A 16,976-nucleotide genomic window follows, 5' to 3' on the forward strand; every position below is an offset into this window, starting at 1 on the left:
CCTGCCGCTAGAGCGGTACCTCGATTGCCGGCCGCCGGAAAGGAGGCGTCACCGCTATAATCGAACGACCATTCTTTTTTTTGGCGGTTGCCATGAGCGCCTCGAGTTCTGTTTCCGATTTCGTCACGGTACGCGGCGTCCAGCTGCATGTGCGGCGCTGGGGCCGGCCCGATGCGCCGACGCTGTTCATGCTGCACGGCTGGATGGACGTCGCGGCGTCGTTCCAGTTCGTCGTCGATGCGCTGGCGGGCGACTGGCAGGTGATCGCGCCCGACGCGCGCGGCTTCGGGCTGTCCGACTGGCCGGTCGCGCGGCAGGGCGGCGGCCACTACTGGTTCCACGACTATCTCGGCGATCTCGATGCGCTCGTCGACCGCTATGCGCCGACCGGCGAGGTCAACCTGATCGGCCACAGCATGGGCGCGAACGTCGTGTGCCTGTATGCCGGCGTACGGCCGGAGCGCGTGCGCCGCGTGGTCGATCTCGAAGGGTTCGGGCTCGCGCCCGCGCGCGCCGAACAGGCGTCGCGCCGACTGCGCGGCTGGCTCGACGAACTGCGCGAGCCGCCCGCGCTGCGGCCGTACGCGTCGCTCGACGACGTGGCGGCGCGCCTGATCAAGACCAATCCGCGGCTCGACCCGCGCCGCGCGGCCTTTCTGGCCGCGCACTGGTCGAAACGCGGCGACGACGGCCTCTACCATCTGCTGGCCGATCCGGCGCACAAGATGCCGGGCCCGCTGCTGTACCGGCTCGACGAAGTCATGGCCATCTGGAAGCAGGTGCGCGCGAAGGTATTGCACGTCGAGGCCGTGAATTCGCCGACCCTTGCGCACCTCGCGGGCGACATCCCGCTGCCCGAGTTCAAGGCGCGCTTCAACGCGTTCCCCGACTGGCGCGAGAAGCTCATCGAGGATGCCGGCCACATGGTGCATCACGACCAGCCCGAGCAGGTCGCGGCGCTGATCGAGGCGTTCTGCGCGTAGGCGCGCGGCGCCGGCGGCAGGGCCGGCGGGCGGCGCATTTGCCGCATTGCAGTAGAATGAAGCCTTACCTGCCATGCCGACAATGAACGCCGATCTCCACTGCCATTCCAATGTTTCCGACGGGTTGCTGTCGCCTGCGGACGTCGCACGCCGCGCGCATGCGGGCGGCGTGACCCTGTGGGCGCTGACCGACCACGACGAGATCGGCGGCCAGGCGGCGGCGCGCAGCGAGGCGGAAGCGCTCGGCATGCGTTACCTGAGCGGCGTCGAGATTTCTGTCACGTGGGCGTCGCGCACCGTGCACATCGTCGGCCTGCACATCGATCCCGCCCATCCGGCGCTGGTCGACGGCCTGTACCGCACGCGCCACGGCCGCGCGGCGCGCGCGCAGGCGATCGCGGAGCAGCTCGCGACGCTCGGCATCCCCGGCGCGTACGAAGGCGCGCTGAAATACGTCTCCAATCCCGACCTGATCTCGCGCACGCATTTCGCGCGCTTTCTCGTCGAAAACGGCCACGCCGAATCGACGTCGGACGTGTTCGACCGCCTGCTCGGCGACGGCAAGCCCGGCTTCGTCCCGCATCGCTGGGCGTCCCTGTCCGACGCGGTCGGCTGGATCCGCGCGGCCGGCGGCGAAGCGGTGGTCGCGCATCCGGGCCGCTATCGCTATACGCCGGTCGAATTCGACGCGTTCTTCGGCGAGTTCATCGATCTCGGCGGCCGCGCGATCGAGGTCGTCACGGGCAGCCACACGCCCGACCAGTACCGCGAATACGCGGACGTTGCGCGCCGCTTCGGCTTCGAAGTGTCGCGCGGCTCGGATTTCCATGCGCCGGGCGAGGGCCGCATCGAGCTCGGCAGCCTGCCGCCGTTGCCGCCCGACCTGACACCGGTCTGGGAGCGCTGGCTCTGACGCCGGGCGGCTTCGGGCCGCCCGCGTGGCCGCCGATGCGCGCATCCGATTTCCCTCTCTTTACGTGTCCCCATGTCCCAGTTCTTCAGGATTCATCCGGATAATCCGCAGCCGCGCCTGATCAAGCAGGCGGTGGAGATCGTCAGCAAGGGCGGCGTGATCGCGATGCCGACCGATTCGAGCTATGCGCTCGCGTGCCATCTCGACGACAAGGATGCGGTCGAGCGCGTGCGCCGGATTCGCGGCCTCGACGAGAAGCAGCACCTGTCGCTGCTCGTGCGCGACCTGTCGGAGCTCGCCAACTTCGCGATGGTCGACAATCGCCAGTACCGGCAGATCAAGTCGGTGACGCCGGGCCCGTACGTGTTCATCCTGCAGGCGACGAAGGAAGTGCCGCGCCGGCTGTCGCACCCGTCGCGCAAGACGATCGGGCTGCGCGTGCCCGATCATGCGATCACGCTCGCGCTGCTGGAGTCGCTCGGCCAGCCGCTGCTCGGCACGACGCTGATCCTGCCGCCGGACGACGAACCGTTGAACGATCCCGAAGAAATCCGCGCACGCCTCGAGAAACAGGTCGACCTCGTGATCGACGGCGGCGCGTGCCCGCGCGAACCGTCGACGGTGATCGACCTGACCGGCGACGCGCCCGAGCTCGTGCGCGCGGGGCGCGGCGCGCTCGAACCGTTCGGGCTCTCGGCCGCATGACGCGCCGTGCCGTTTTTGCGCGAGTGCGCTTGTTACAATAACGCGATATGAATGCCTCCCTGATACAGACCATCGCCGTCTACGCGCTGCCCGTGATCTTCGCGATCACGCTGCACGAGGCCGCGCATGGCTATGCCGCGCGGTTGCTCGGCGACAACACCGCCTACGCGATGGGGCGCGTGTCGTTCAACCCGATGCGCCACATCGACCCGCTCGGCACGATCGCGATCCCGCTCGCGATGTACTTCCTGACCGGCGGCGCGTTCCTGTTCGGCTATGCGAAGCCGGTGCCGGTGTCGTTCGGCAACCTGCGCGATCCGCGCTGGGGCAGCCTGTGGGTCGCGCTCGCGGGCCCGGCCTGCAATTTCGTGCAGGCGCTCGTCTGGGGCCTGCTGACCCTCGTGCTGCCGGCCGTGGGCATCGACGAGCCGTTCTTCACGCGCATGGCGTTCGCCGGCGTCAGCGCGAACCTCGTGCTCGGCGTGCTGAACCTGTTCCCGCTGCCGCCGCTCGACGGCGGCCGCATCCTGGCGGCGCTGCTGCCGACCAGGCAATCGATCGCGCTGTCGCGCATCGAGCCGTACGGTTTCATCATCGTCCTCGTGCTCGTCACGACGGGCGTGCTGACGAACTTCTGGCTGCGCCCGCTCGTGAACGTCGGCTATGCCGTCCTGAGCGCCGTCCTGTCCCCCTTCGCCTCGCTTTTCTAACGACAATCATGTTCCCAGAACGTATTTTCTCCGGCATGCGACCCACCGGGTCGCTGCACCTCGGTCATTACCACGGCGTGCTGAAAAACTGGGTGAAGCTGCAGTCCGAATACCCGTGCTTCTTCTGCGTGGTCGACTGGCATGCGCTGACGACGCACTACGAGACGCCCGAGGTCATCGAGAAGAACGTGTGGGACGTGCTGATCGACTGGCTCGCGTCCGGCATCGACCCGGCGCAGGCGACGCTGTTCATCCAGAGCAAGGTGCCCGAGCACGCGGAACTCGCGCTGCTGCTCGGCATGAGCACGCCGCTCGGCTGGCTCGAACGCGTGCCGACCTACAAGGAGCAGATGGAGAAGCTGAAGGACAAGGATCTGTCGACCTACGGCTTCCTCGGCTACCCGGTGCTGATGGCGGCCGACATCCTGCTGTATCGCGGCTCGCTCGTGCCGGTGGGCGAGGACCAGGTGCCGCACGTCGAGATGACGCGCGAGATCGCGCGCCGCTTCAACTATCTGTACGGCCGCGAGCCCGGTTTCGAGGAGAAGGCGCTCGAAGCCGCGAAGAAGCTCGGCGGCAAGCGCGCGAAGCTCTATCACGAGCTGCGCAACGCGTATCAGCAGGAAGGCGACGACGAGGCGCTCGAACAGGCGCGCGCGATGCTGCAGGAATCGCAAAGCCTGTCGATGAGCGACCGCGAGCGTCTGTTCGGCTATCTCGAGGGCGCGCGCAAGATCATCCTGGTCGAGCCGCAGGCGCTGCTGACCGAAGCGTCGCGGATGCCGGGCCTCGACGGGCAGAAGATGTCGAAGTCGTACGGCAACACGATCGGCCTGCGCGAAGACGCCGAGACGATCACGAAGAAGGTCCGCACGATGCCGACCGATCCGGCGCGCGTGCGCCGCACCGATCCGGGCGATCCCGACAAGTGCCCGGTGTGGCAGCTGCACCAGGTCTACACGGACGAAGCGACGCACGAGTGGGTGCAGAAGGGCTGCCGCTCGGCGGGCATCGGCTGCCTCGACTGCAAGCAGCCGGTCGTCGAAGGGATCCTGCGCGAACAGCAGCCGATGCTCGAGCGCGCGCAGAAGTACATGGACGATCCGTCGCTGCTGCGCGCGATCGTCGCGGACGGGTGCGACAAGGCGCGCAAGTACGCGACGGAGACGATGCGCGACGTGCGTGACGCAATGGGCCTGTCGTACAACTGATCCGGCGCATGAGCGAATCCGTCATCGCCGCCGCGGGCGGCCACGTCGGTCAGGCCGAACCGTCGCGCTGGGTTGCGCAATGGGCGCGGCTCGTGCCGGCCGGCGGGGCGGTGCTCGACGTCGCCGCGGGCGGAGGCCGCCATGCACGCTGGTTCGCGTCGCGCGGGCATCCGGTCGTCGCGCTCGACCGCGATCCGGTCGCGCTGGCCGCGTTGCGCGCGATGCCCGGGGTCGACGCCCGCGCGGCCGATCTCGAGGGTGCGCCCTGGCCGCTGCCGGCCGGCGAGCGGTTTGCCGCCGTGATCGTCACGAACTATCTGCATCGCCCGCTCTGGCCCCATCTGCTCGACGCCGTCGCGCCGGGCGGCGTGCTGATCTACGAAACCTTCGCGCAAGGAAACGAAACGGTCGGAAAACCGTCCAACCCCGCGTTCCTGCTCGCCCCGGGCGAGCTGCTGGACGCCGTGCGAGGCCATCTGCGGGTGGTCGGGTACGAGGACGGTTTCGTCGCCGCGCCGCGCGAGGCATTCGTCCAGCGTCTCTGCGCAGTGCGCGAGGGCGCGACCCCGAAGGCGGGGGCGGGAATTCCACGTTACGAACTGCCCGGCTAATCCGCTACAATCTCAATGTTTACCGGTACACAATCAATCGCGTTTCATGGCTAACGGCACCCAAGACGGCATTCAAATCCGCGGCAGCATCCCCGCGATCGTCACCCCGATGCTCGAAGACGGCAGTCTCGACCTGCCTGCGTTTCGCAAACTGATCGACTGGCACATCGCGGAAGGCACCGATGCGCTCGTCGTCGTCGGTACGAGCGGCGAGTCGGCCACGCTCACCGTCGAGGAGCACATCCTGATGATCCGCACGGCGGTCGAGCATGCGGCGAAACGCATCCCGATCATCGCGGGCGCCGGCGGCAATTCGACCGCCGAGGCGATCGAGCTGTCGAGACAGGCGAAGATCGTCGGCGCCGACGCGACGCTGCAGGTCGTGCCGTACTACAACAAGCCCACGCAGGAAGGGATGTACCGCCACTTCAAGGCGATCGCGGAAGCGGTCGACCTGCCGGTGATCCTGTACAACGTGCCGGGCCGTACGGTCGCGGACATGACGCACGAGACGACGCTGCGCCTCGCGCAAGTCCCGGGCATCATCGGCGTGAAGGAAGCGACCGGCAACATCGATCGCGCCGCGCACCTGATCAAGGCCGCACCGAAGCATTTCGCGATCTACAGCGGCGACGATCCGACCGCGATCGCGCTGATGCTGCTCGGCGGCCACGGCAACATCTCGGTGACCGCGAACGTCGCGCCGCGCGCGATGAGCGAGCTGTGCCGCGCGGCGCTGGCCGGCGACGTGCAGACGGCCCGTACGCTGCACATGAAGCTGCTGTCGCTGCACAAGAACCTGTTCATCGAAGCGAACCCGATCCCGGTGAAGTGGGCGTTGCAGGCGATGGGCAAGATGCAGGGCGGCATCCGGCTGCCGCTCACGGCGCTCGACGAGCGCTGCCACGATGCCGTGCGTTCGGCCCTCGTCGAGGCCGGCGTCCTCTGATGCCGAGGCGGCCGCGTCCTGCGGCCGCCGGCTCGACCCCTGATCAACCCGCACCGGCCGGCTCCGTCCGGCGCCGCTCCTGACGAGCGTTCTAGCAAGACGAAGGATTTCATGAAACGTTTCGCCATTTCCTCTCGCGCCATCCAGATGTCGGTGGTGGCGCTGGCGCTGGGCGCGCTCGCTGGCTGCGATACGCTGAACGACTACCTTGCGCCCGACCGGGTCAACTACAAGAACACCGGCTCGGCGCCGCCGCTCGCGGTGCCGAGCGACCTCAAGCCGGTGCAGACGACGCAGCAGTTCGTCGCGCCGCCGACCAACGCCGGGCTCGGCACGCTGCCGCCGCGGGTCACGACGCAGGCCGGCAATGCGACCGACGGCATCCCGAGTGCGCAGGATCCGCTCGGCATGCACATCGAGCGCGACGGCGATCGCCGCTGGCTCGTCGTCGATGGCCGCACGCCCGAGCAGCTGTGGCCGATCCTGAAGGAGTTCTGGCAGGAGAACGGCTTCTCGCTGAAGACCGATGCGCCGTCGACGGGCATCATGGCCACCGACTGGGCCGAGAACCGCGCGAACATTCCGGACGACTGGTTCCGCCGCACGATCGGCAAGGTCATCGATTTCGCGTATTCGTCGGGCACGCGCGACCGCTTCCGCACGCTCGTGAACCGCACGCCGGACGGCAACACCGACATCTCGATCACGCACAGTGCGATGGAAGAAATGATGGTCGGCCCGCAGGGCGGCACGTCGTCGCGCTGGGAAGAGCGTCCGCGCAACCCGGTGCTCGAGGCCGTGTTCCTGTCGAAGCTGATGCAGAAGTTCGGCCTGACCGACGCACAGGCGAAGCAGTTGCTGACCGATGCGCGCCCCGCGACGGCGCCGGCGCAGGTCAGCGACACGAACGGCGGCGCGGCGACGCTGCAACTGGCCGAGTCGTTCGACCGCGCGTGGCTGCGCGTGGGCCTGGCGCTCGACCGGACCAACTTCACGGTCGACAATCGCGACCGCGAGAAGGGCGTGTACACCGTGCGCTATGCGAATTCGATGGAAGAGCTCAAGCGTGACGGCCTGTTCGGCAAGCTGTTCTACGGCGGCCCGTCGGCGGCGAAGCCGGGCAAGGAATTCCTGGTCAACGTGCGCGCGCAAGGCGCCAGCGGCACGCAGGTCGCGGTGATCGGCGCGAACGGCCAGATCGACAATTCGTCGGACGCGCAGCGGATCATTTCGCTGCTGCACGCGCAGCTGAACTGAGCGCGTGCGATTCGCCAGCCTCGGAAGCGGCAGCGAAGGCAACGCGCTGGTCGTCGAGGCCTCGAGCGGCACGACGACTACCCGCGTGCTGCTCGACTGCGGCTTTTCCGCCAAGGAGGTCGAGCGCCGGCTCGGCCGACTGAATCTCTGCATCGCCGATCTCGATGCGATCCTCGTTACCCACGAACACAGCGACCACGTCGGCAGCGCGCTGACGCTCGCGCGCCGCGCGTCGCTGCCGCTCTACATGAGCTGGGGCACCGCGCGCGCGGTCGGCGCGGACGAGGCCGATGTCGATCTCCACGTGCTGTGGGGCGACGAGACGGTCGCGATACGCGATCTGGCCGTGATGCCCTATACGGTCCCCCACGACGCGCGGGAACCGCTCCAGTTCGTCTTCATGGACGGAAGCCGCCGGCTCGGCGTGCTGACGGACGTCGGGATGGCCACGCCGCACATCACGGCCGTCCTGAGCGGTTGCGACGCGCTGGTGCTCGAATCCAACCACGATACCGCGATGCTGGCTGCCAGCCGCTATCCGCAGTCGCTGAAGGCACGCATTGGCGGCAACCACGGCCACCTGAGCAACGACGCGGCGGCCGGGATCCTCGCGTCGCTCGAACGCAGCCGTCTCCAGCACCTGGTCGCGGCCCATCTGAGCCAGCAGAACAATCTGCCGGAGCTGGCCCGCCAGGCGTTTGGCGGCGTACTCGGGACGGACGGGGAAGACGTGATCGTCGCCTCGCAGGACGCGGGCTTCGACTGGCTGATGCTCGGATGAGCGGGGCCGGGCCGCTGACGGCCCGAGGCGGCTCTGCCGGACGATCGATCCGAAAGCGGCAGACGTAAAAAAACCGGCCCTCGGGCCGGTTTTTTTCAGCTGATGCTGAAGGCTTACTGGCTTGCGCCCGAAGCCGGAGCAGCCGTCGCTGCCGAAGCAGCCGACGCCACTGCAGCAGCAGCGTCGCTCGCAGCAGCCGTTGCCGACGAAGCAGCAGCCGAAGCGTCGCTCGCAGCACCAGCAACTGCCGAAGCAGCCGACGAAGCAGCAGCAGCCGCGTCGCTTGCAGCCGACGAAGCAGCTTGATCAGCGCTCTTGTTGCAAGCAGCCAGTGCAACAGCAGCCAACAGGGAAGCTACGAGGAGGGATTTCTTCATGATCACGTCCTTTTATGGTTAAAGGTAAGCAACAGCGCGAAACAATACCGGTAATGTGCTCCAACACCGACCTGGGCCGCTGGTGGAGATGCACTTCTTAGAGCGTGAATCTTCCCTACGGCTTGGGCGGAAATTATATGCACTTTCCTATCGACCGTCGACAAATGCGGGGTCAATACGTTGTCTTTCCCATACAGAATTTGATCTGTACGGGCATACGGGGCGACTCACACTAATTCCGGTTTCCGACCCGTATCCAGCCCGCACGATACCACTCGTGCAACAAGGCTGTCATCGACGGAACCCGGGATAGTGTTACAAACCGTTTCGCCTCCATCCGGCGTTGATTGGCCAGTTCGGGCAGCCATTCCTCGGCTTGCTCGAGCGACCCTTCCTCGCCATTAATGAAGTACGAGCGCGCGTTATACATCAATGCGGCCCTTCTGTCGAGATAAACGCCACGGCGCGACGCTTGCGTGACGAACGCGGCTTCGGACAGCGGGCGCGCCGGCGGGTCGAAAACGACGTTCGATTTGGGTTCGCTCAGGTAGCAGCCGAGGAATTCGGCGACGTCGCGCTTGCGCCAGCGGATCGCGTCGACGATCTCGGCGACACGGTCGACCATGGCCGGCGGCAGTTGCGCGGGCGCGTCGACCGCCGGTTGCTTCGGATCGCGGTAGAGGTCGTCGCCGCCCGCGTCGCGCAGGCCGCCGCGTTCCGCGAGGTAGTACAGGAACTGGGCGCCCAGCTCGCCGGCGGACGGGGCGCGAAAGCCGATCGAGCAGGTCATGCACTCGCCTTCGGCGACGCCGTCGTGCGCGATGTGCGGCGGCAGATACAGCATGTCGCCCGGCTCCAGCACCCATTCGTCGCTCGGCTCGAAGTTTTCGAGGATCTTCAGCGGCACGCCCGGCTGCAGCGACAGATCCTTCTGCGCGCCGACACGCCAGCGACGTCGGCCCTCGACCTGCAGCAGGAATACGTCATACGAATCGAAGTGCGGGCCGACGCCGCCGCCGTCCGTCGCATACGAGATCATCAGGTCGTCCAGCCGCGCGTCGGGGATGAAGCGGAAGCGGTCGAGCAACGCGCGGGCCGCATCGACGTGCAGGTCGAGCCCCTGCACGAGCAGGGTCCAGGATTTGCGCGTCACGGCAGGCAGCGATTCGGGCTCGAACGGGCCGTGCGCCAGTTGCCACTTGTTACGAAAATGGGTGATCAATCGCGATTCCGCGTCATAGTCGGCGGCGAGCTCGAACAAGGCATCGCGGGTGACCGGCGACGTGACGCCGGGGATCGCCTGGCGGATCAGCAGCGGTTTTTTTTGCCAGTAGCCGCGCATGAATTGCGCCGGCGTGAGGTCGCCGAGCAGCGGCGTGGGAAGATCGGAAGGCGGCGCGCCGAGCGGGGCGGCAGCGGCATCCCGCGGTTCGGCTTGAGACCGGTTGCGCATCGTATAATGAGACTTGTATTTGGGAGAATTGGATGAAAATCGCAAAAAACACCGTCGTGTCGGTCACTTACAAGCTGTCAGACGCACAGGGTAATCTGATCGAGGAAAGCGACGAGCCGATGGTCTATCTGCACGGCGGCTATGATGGCACGTTCCCCAAGATCGAGGAACAGCTCGACGGCCACGAGGCGGGCTACCAGGCGCAGGTTCAGCTCGAGCCGCAGGACGCGTTCGGCGACTACGATCCCGAACTCGTGAAGATCGAGCCGCGCGACCGTTTTCCCGAGCCGCTCGAAGTGGGCATGCAGTTCGAAGGCACGCCGGAAGACGGTGACGAGGAAGTCGACTCGCTGATCTACACGGTCACCGATATCGCCGAGGACAAGGTCGTGCTCGACGGCAACCACCCGCTGGCGGGCATGGCGCTGCGTTTCGCGCTGACCGTGAAGGACGTTCGCGAAGCCACCGAAGACGAAATCGAGCACGAGCACGCGCATGGCGCGGAAGGGCTCGAGATCGTCGACGAGGATGACGACGAAGACGGCGAAGCGCCGTCAGGGCGCACCCTGCACTGAGCTTGCCGGCAGGCCCGGCCCCGATGCGGGGGCCGGGGCGGCCCACGACGCGCCGCCCGGTGCGGCGCCGTCGCCTTGCAGCGGCGGCGCGACCGACGACGCGTCGGGCAGCGCCGGCAGCGCGGGAATTTCGGGCATCGGCGGCAGCGGCACGTCGTCGCGTGGCGCGAGCGGCAGCGCGGGCGGCACCGGCAGGTTCTTCGGCACCTCCTGCAGGCTCACGTTGAAGATCGTCTGCCGCGCCGGCGATACGCTCACCTTCACCCACTGATTCGCCGGATGGCGCGGTCCGATCGCGACGCGCGTCACGTTTCCTACCAGTTCACCGTCGTCGGCATGCAGCGGACGGTCGATCAGAAAGCCGTTCGCCAGCGGCTCGCCGCTCGCGTGCATCACCAGGATCGGGCCGCGGAACGTCGCCGCCGCCTTCACCAGCGTTCGTTTCAGCTCACGGAAGCCGTCGCGCACGCGCGGCCGGTTGAAACGCAGCCACGCGAAGCGCTCCGCGCGTTCGTAGCGTTCGAACTGCGGATCGCCTTCGAAGATCACGACCATCGCGCGCGCGTCGCGCCGCTTCGCATATTCGGCCGCGTGGTCGATCCAGAAGCCGTTCGCGATGATGCGGTCCTCGAATTCGCCGTTGCGGCCGCCCGCCGTCAAATAATGGTTGTTCGGCGCCGGCGCGTTGAGGGCGACGTAGACGATATCGTCGTGCATCCAGCGCGCGTTCTCGCGATACGGCCGGAACCGTGCGACCTCGCTCTCGCGCGTCATCTGCAGTGCATCGGGGTTGGACAGTGCCGGATCGGCGAGCAGCGTCTGCCGCAGGAAGTCGAGCCGCTCGACCGGATCGTAACCGCCGCCGGCCGCGGTGTTGCAGGCGATCCAGTCGTCGTGGCCGGGAATGAACACGAGCGGCACGCGCGCCGAATTCAGGATCGCGCCGCGCTGAGAATACAGCGCGTCACGGCATGCTTCCTTCGCGCCTTTGAGATCGCCCGCGTAGACGACGAACGCGAGGTTGCGCTCGCGTGCGATCGCATCGAGCAGCCGCTGTGCGGCCGGCTCGTCCGCCGCGCCGTTGATGACGCCCGACACGACCGCGAACGAGTAGGGCGTGGCGCTGCGCTTCGGGGGCGCGGCCAGCGCACTGGCCTGCGCGAAGGCAAGCGCCGCCGCGACGAGCGCGGCGGCGGTGCGGGCCGGAAGGCCCCGCGGCATGCGCTTACGCGTGCCCGTCGACATCGTGCGACCGGATCAGCGTGCGCAGTTCGTACAGCAGGTCGAGCGCCTCGCGCGGCTTGAGATCGTCGGGATCGATGTCGCGCAGTTTTTCGAGCGCCGGATGCGGCGTGTGGGGCTGCGCCGGCGCGTCCGCGCATTCGAGATCGTCGACGGCCGCGGGCGGCGCGCTGAACAGGTCGAGCTGCGGCGTGTGTTGCGATGCCGACTGCTGTTCGAGATACGCGAGGTGCTTGCGCGCGGCGCGGATCACCGGTGCCGGGACGCCCGCGAGCTGCGCGACCTGCAGGCCGTAGCTCTGGTTCGCCGGGCCTTCGTTGACCGCGTGCAGGAACACGATGCCGTGGCCATGCTCGACGGCCGACAGGTGGACGTTGGCTGCTTGCGGGAATTCGGCCGGCAGTTGCGTCAGCTCGAAGTAGTGCGTCGCGAACAGCGTGTAGCACGCGTTGTGCGCCAACAGGTGGCGCGCGATGGCCCAGGCGAGCGCAAGGCCGTCGAAGGTCGACGTGCCGCGGCCGATCTCGTCCATCAGCACGAGGCTTTGCGGTGTCGCGTCGTTGAGGATCGCCGCGGCTTCGGTCATCTCGACCATGAAGGTCGAGCGGCCGCCGGCGAGATCGTCGGCCGCGCCGATGCGCGTGAAGATCCGGTCGATCGGGCCGAAGCACGCCGACTTCGCCGGCACGTAGCTGCCGACGTACGCCATCAGCGCGATCAGCGCGGTCTGCCGCATGAACGTCGACTTACCGCCCATGTTCGGGCCGGTGATCAACAGCAGCTTGCGTTCGGGGCCGAACCGGCAGTCGTTCGCGATGAACTGCTCGACCTGCGCTTCGACGACCGGATGGCGACCCTGTTCGATTTCGATGCCGATCTCGTCGGTGAAGGTCGGTGCGACCCAGTCGAGCGCGCGTGCGCGTTCGGCGAAGGCGGCCAGCAGGTCGAGCTCGGCGAGCGCCGACGCGACGCGCTGGCATTCGGGGATGAACGGCAGCAGTGCCTGCAGCACCGAGTCGTACAGCGCGCGCTCGCGCGCCAATGCGCGTTCCTGCGCGGACAGCGCCTTGTCCTCGAAGGTCTTCAGTTCCGGCGTGATGTAGCGCTCGGCGTTCTTCAGCGTCTGGCGACGGCGGTAATCGTCGGGCACCTTGTCGGTCTGGCCGCGCGTGACCTCGATATAGAAGCCGTGCACCTTGTTGTATTCGACGCGCAGGTTCGCGATGCCGGTGCGCGCGCGCTCGCGCGCTTCGAGATCGATCAGGAATTGCCCGCAGTTCTCCGAAATGTCGCGCAGCTCGTCGAGCTCGGCATCGTAGCCGCGCGCGATCACGCCGCCGTCGCGCACCATCGCGGCCGGCTCGGTGGCAATTGCGCTCGTCAGCAGGTCGAGGCATTCGGCGGGCGGCGCGAGCGCCGCGTCGACGCGCGCGAGCGCATCCGCGTTCGCGACGATTGCACCGATGCGCTCGCGCAACGCCGGCAGCGCGGCGAACGTGTCGCGCAGGCTCGACAGGTCGCGCGGGCGCGCCGACAGCAGCGCGAGCCGCCCGGTGATCCGCTCGACGTCGGCGATCTGGCGCAGCGCGCTGCGCAGCGCATCGAGGCTCGCGCTGGCCGGTGCATCGAGCAGCGCGCCGATCGCCTGCTGGCGCGACTGCGCGGCGACCGACGCGCGCGGCGGGTGATGCAGCCAGTGACGCAGCAGGCGGCTGCCCATCGTCGTGCAGCAGGTGTCGAGCAGCGAATACAGCGTGGGCGACTCGGTGCCGCGCAGCGTCTCGGTCAGCTCGAGGTTGCGGCGCGTGGCCGGATCGAGCCCGATGTATTCGGTTTCGTTCTCGACCTTCAGGCTGCGCACGTGCCGCAATTGCTGGCCTTGCGTGGCCGCCGCATAGAGCAGCAGCGCGCCGGCCGCGCCGCATGCGCTCGTGAGCGAATGCGCGCCGAATCCGTCGAGGCTCGCGACATCGAGCTGGTCGCACAGGCGCTGCGTGCCCGACGCGATGTCGAAGTGCCAGGCCGGCACGCGCTTGGTGGCGCCCGCGCCGGCGGGAAGGGTGTCGGTTGCGCCGTCGGGCGTCAGGATTTCGGCCGGCCGGATGCGTTCGAGCGCGGCGGCGAGCTGCTCGGGTTCGATCTCGGCGAGCCGCAGCGCGCCGCTCGCGAGGTTCAGCCACGCGAGGCCGATATTGACCGCGACACCACGCTTGTTGTGGCCGGTGCACATCGCGAGCAGGTAGACGTCGTTCTTGTCGGACAGCAGCGCGGCATCGGTCAGCGTGCCGGGTGTGACGACGCGCACGACCTTGCGTTCGACGGGACCCTTCGACGTGGCCGGATCGCCGATCTGCTCGCAGATCGCGACCGATTCGCCCATCTTCACGAGCTTGGCCAGATACTGCTCGACCGCGTGATGCGGCACGCCGGCCATCTTGATCGGCGTGCCGGCCGACGCGCCGCGTTGCGTGAGGGTCAGGTCGAGCAGGCGCGCCGCTTTTTCCGCATCGTCGAAGAACAATTCGTAGAAGTCGCCCATCCGGTAGAAGACGAGCGTGTCCGGATGATCGGCCTTGATGCGCAGGTACTGCTGCATCATCGGGGTGTGGCCGGCAAAGGCCTCGGGCGACAGCGTGGTCATAGGTCAGGCATGAAGTTGTTGCTTGGGTTGCCCGAGTTTACCAGTGGCTTCGGCGTGAACGTGCGAAGTTGGCCAATCGGCCGATTGTCGGCGGTGGCGAGCAGTGGCGATTTGCCGCTCCCGCTTCGTTGCGCACCGGGCGCCACCAAACCGACGAGACGGGCCCGCCGGTGCTTACAATCGGAAAAATCAGAACGTCGATTCCGGAAGAAGCCTCGGCCGCGCCTCCATTGGCCACCTCGTTGCCGTCTCGCGAGCGGCCCCGCCTCGATGATCGTGCGATAACAGGAGAACCCGATGATCAAAGTCAGCGTCATGTACCCATACGCCGCAGGCGCGCGGTTCGACCATGTCTACTACCGCGAGAAGCATATGCCGATGGTGAAACAGCGGCTGGGCGCGGCATGTCTGTACTACACGGTCGACAAGGGCATTGCAGGCGGTGCGCCCGGCGCCGACCCTGTTTACGTCGCCAAGTGCGACTTCGTCTGTACTTCCGTCGAAGCTTTCCAGGCAGCCCGCGATCCGCACGCGCAGGAGATCATGGCCGACATCGCCAATTACACGGATATCCAGCCCGTGCTGCAGATCAGCGAGGTGGTCGTGGAGCGTTCGGACGGCTGATCGACTCTGGGCAGCAGCAAGACCTCCCCGCGCCGTTACTCGTCCGAACGCCTGTCTAGACGCGTTGCAACGAGCGGGCAGGGCGGTGGCGCCCAGATCACGCACCTTGGCGCCCCGGTCCCGCCCCCCGGATCAGGACGCGTGCCCCGACGTCAGACTCAGCGCCACCGCCTGCGCGACCTCGATGCCGTCGATCGCTGCCGAATAGATGCCGCCCGCATATCCGGCCCCTTCGCCGGCCGGATACAGGCCTTCGACGTTCACGCTCTGGTAGTCGTCCTTGCGTCGAATCCGGATCGGCGACGACGTACGCGTCTCCACGCCGGTGAGCACGGCATCGTGCATCGCGAAGCCGGCGATCTTCTTGTCGATCTCGGGCAGCGCCTCGCGGATCGCTTCGATCACGTAGTCCGGCAGCGCGGTGCTGAGATCGGTCGGATTCACGCCAGGCTTGTACGACGGCTCCACCGAGCCCAGCGACGTCGACGGCCGGCCCGCGATGAAGTCGCCGACCAGCTGCCCCGGCGCGCGGTAGTCGCCGCCGCCGAGTTCGAACGCGCGCTCTTCCCATTTGCGCTGGAACGCGATGCCGGCGAGCGGGCCGCCCGGATAGTCGTCCGGCGTGATGCCGACGACGATGCCCGCGTTCGCGTTGCGCTCGGCACGGGAATACTGGCTCATCCCGTTGGTGACCACGCGGCCAGGCTCCGACGTCGCGGCGACCACCGTGCCACCGGGGCACATGCAGAAGCTGTACACCGCACGGCCGTTGCTCGCGTGGTGGACCACCTTGTAGTCGGCCGCGCCGAGCTGCTTGTGGCCCGCGAACTTGCCGAAGCGGCTGCGATCGATCACGCCTTGCGGATGTTCGATCCGGAAACCCAGCGAGAACGGCTTGGCTTCGATATGGACGCCGCGGTCGTGCAACATCTGGAACGTGTCGCGCGCGCTATGGCCCACGGCCAGCACCACGCGGTCGCACCGCAGCGTTTCCCCGTTCGACAGCTTGAGCGCGCGCACCTTGCCCTGGTCGATTTCGATGTCGTCGACGCGCGTTTCGAAACGCACTTCGCCACCGAGTTCGTGGATCGACGCGCGCATCTTTTCCACCATGCTGACGAGGCGGAACGTGCCGATGTGCGGCCGGCTCAGATACAGGATGTCCTCGGGTGCGCCGGCCTTGACGAATTCGTCCAGCACCTTGCGGCCGTAGTGGTTCGGGTCCTTGATCTGGCTGTACAGCTTGCCGTCGGAAAACGTCCCCGCGCCGCCCTCGCCGAACTGCACGTTGGATTCGGGGTTGAGCACGCTCTTGCGCCACAGGCCGAAGGTGTCCTTGGTGCGCTCGCGCACGGCCTTGCCGCGCTCGAGGATGATGGGACGGAACCCCATCTGCGCGAGGATCAGCCCCGCGAACAGGCCGCACGGCCCCATGCCGATCACGACCGGGCGCAGGAAATCGGCGTGTTCGGGCGCCTTCGTGACGAAGTGGTACGTCATGTCGGGCGTCACGCCGCAATGCGGCTTGCCGGCGATGCGCTTGAGCGCGGCCGCTTCGTCCTTGACTTCGACATCGACGATATACGTGAGCTTGATGTCGGCGCGCTTGCGCGCGTCGTGTGCGCGGCGGAACACGGTGTAACGGAGCAGCCCGTCTGCCGCCACGCCGAGCTCCGCGAGGCGCGCGCGAATCGCGGCCTCGAGCGCGCTCTCGGGGTGATCGAGGGGGAGTTTAATTTCGCTTAGCCGTAACATGGGGACTCGGATGCGATTGCCACGGCGCCGTGGCGGTGTTGATACAGGCGGGGCCGGCACGCCGGCGGCGGCGTGGTTCGCCGCGCAGGCATGCCGGCCGCAAGCCGTTCGCTGTCGTCGCGGGAAGCGCGGTGCGTGCGGTGATACGCCGCCCGCACCGGCGATTCGGGCACCTTCAGGATAGGCGCA

General features: G+C 67.5%; 16 protein-coding genes and 1 pseudogene. 12 read left to right on the plus strand and 5 right to left on the minus strand.

What is annotated here, in order from left to right:
- Positions 1-92: 92 nt before the first annotated feature.
- The 10 genes from HWX62_RS28035 to HWX62_RS28080 all read left to right on the plus strand — a co-directional run bounded on the left by HWX62_RS28035 (position 93) and on the right by HWX62_RS28080 (position 8,426).
- Positions 93-983 (plus strand): alpha/beta hydrolase, encoded by an 891-nt coding sequence (locus tag HWX62_RS28035; protein WP_175932253.1) that lies wholly within the window; start codon positions 93-95, stop codon positions 981-983.
- 82 nt (positions 984-1,065) lie between these two features.
- Positions 1,066-1,896, plus strand: a complete 831-nt coding sequence (locus HWX62_RS28040; protein ID WP_175932252.1) for a 3',5'-nucleoside bisphosphate phosphatase — start codon at positions 1,066-1,068, stop codon at positions 1,894-1,896.
- Between the two features lie 72 nt (positions 1,897-1,968).
- Complete coding sequence (locus HWX62_RS28045; protein ID WP_175932251.1) at positions 1,969-2,601, plus strand: L-threonylcarbamoyladenylate synthase; 633 nt, start codon at positions 1,969-1,971, stop codon at positions 2,599-2,601.
- 47 nt (positions 2,602-2,648) lie between these two features.
- Positions 2,649-3,311, plus strand: a complete 663-nt coding sequence (locus HWX62_RS28050) for a site-2 protease family protein (RefSeq protein WP_175932250.1) — start codon at positions 2,649-2,651, stop codon at positions 3,309-3,311.
- Positions 3,312-3,319: 8 nt separating this feature from the next.
- Entirely contained in the window at positions 3,320-4,522 is a 1,203-nt protein-coding gene (locus HWX62_RS28055) for a tryptophan--tRNA ligase (protein WP_006487046.1), read from the plus strand.
- 8 nt (positions 4,523-4,530) lie between these two features.
- Positions 4,531-5,133 carry a class I SAM-dependent methyltransferase gene (locus HWX62_RS28060; protein ID WP_175932249.1) on the plus strand — a complete coding sequence of 201 codons (603 nt, stop codon included), beginning with the start codon at positions 4,531-4,533 and terminating at the stop codon, positions 5,131-5,133.
- Between the two features lie 46 nt (positions 5,134-5,179).
- On the plus strand, positions 5,180-6,082 hold the full coding sequence (gene dapA / locus HWX62_RS28065) for a 4-hydroxy-tetrahydrodipicolinate synthase (protein ID WP_175932248.1): 903 nt from the start codon (positions 5,180-5,182) through the stop codon (positions 6,080-6,082).
- Between the two features lie 111 nt (positions 6,083-6,193).
- Positions 6,194-7,339 (plus strand): outer membrane protein assembly factor BamC, encoded by a 1,146-nt coding sequence (gene bamC, locus HWX62_RS28070; protein ID WP_175932247.1) that lies wholly within the window; start codon positions 6,194-6,196, stop codon positions 7,337-7,339.
- Between the two features lie 4 nt (positions 7,340-7,343).
- Positions 7,344-8,120 (plus strand): MBL fold metallo-hydrolase, encoded by a 777-nt coding sequence (locus HWX62_RS28075; protein WP_175932246.1) that lies wholly within the window; start codon positions 7,344-7,346, stop codon positions 8,118-8,120.
- Positions 8,121-8,222: 102 nt separating this feature from the next.
- Positions 8,223-8,426 (plus strand): hypothetical protein, encoded by a 204-nt coding sequence (locus HWX62_RS28080; RefSeq protein WP_006487056.1) that lies wholly within the window; start codon positions 8,223-8,225, stop codon positions 8,424-8,426.
- Here HWX62_RS28080 and HWX62_RS33345 read toward each other — a convergent pair.
- A pseudogene (locus tag HWX62_RS33345) lies at positions 8,427-8,673 on the minus strand (hypothetical protein).
- A gap of 56 nt (positions 8,674-8,729) precedes the next feature.
- A complete protein-coding gene (locus HWX62_RS28085; RefSeq protein ID WP_175932245.1) occupies positions 8,730-9,950 on the minus strand; it encodes a cupin domain-containing protein in 1,221 nt (406 codons plus the stop codon).
- Positions 9,951-9,982: 32 nt separating this feature from the next.
- Here HWX62_RS28085 and HWX62_RS28090 point away from each other — a divergent pair, with 32 nt between their 5' ends.
- Positions 9,983-10,525: a peptidylprolyl isomerase gene (locus tag HWX62_RS28090; protein ID WP_080324343.1), complete on the plus strand. Its 543-nt coding sequence runs from the start codon at positions 9,983-9,985 to the stop codon at positions 10,523-10,525.
- Here HWX62_RS28090 and HWX62_RS28095 read toward each other — a convergent pair.
- On the minus strand, positions 10,505-11,746 hold the full coding sequence (locus tag HWX62_RS28095; protein WP_175932244.1) for a hypothetical protein: 1,242 nt from the start codon (positions 11,744-11,746) through the stop codon (positions 10,505-10,507). The genes HWX62_RS28090 and HWX62_RS28095 overlap by 21 nt on opposite strands.
- Before the next feature lie 4 nt (positions 11,747-11,750).
- Complete coding sequence (mutS, locus tag HWX62_RS28100) at positions 11,751-14,408, minus strand: DNA mismatch repair protein MutS (protein WP_175932243.1); 2,658 nt, start codon at positions 14,406-14,408, stop codon at positions 11,751-11,753.
- 297 nt (positions 14,409-14,705) lie between these two features.
- On the opposite strand from mutS, the gene HWX62_RS28105 reads away from it, so the two are divergent.
- Positions 14,706-15,032 carry an EthD family reductase gene (locus HWX62_RS28105; protein WP_175932242.1) on the plus strand — a complete coding sequence of 109 codons (327 nt, stop codon included), beginning with the start codon at positions 14,706-14,708 and terminating at the stop codon, positions 15,030-15,032.
- 132 nt (positions 15,033-15,164) lie between these two features.
- Here HWX62_RS28105 and HWX62_RS28110 read toward each other — a convergent pair whose 3' ends face one another.
- Positions 15,165-16,787, minus strand: coding sequence for an NAD(P)/FAD-dependent oxidoreductase (locus tag HWX62_RS28110; protein WP_175932241.1), 1,623 nt, complete (start codon positions 16,785-16,787; stop codon positions 15,165-15,167).
- Between the last annotated feature and the right edge of the window lie 189 nt (positions 16,788-16,976).

Source organism: Burkholderia sp. BCC0506 (assembly GCF_902833145.1).
Taxonomy (GTDB): Bacteria; Pseudomonadota; Gammaproteobacteria; order Burkholderiales; family Burkholderiaceae; genus Burkholderia.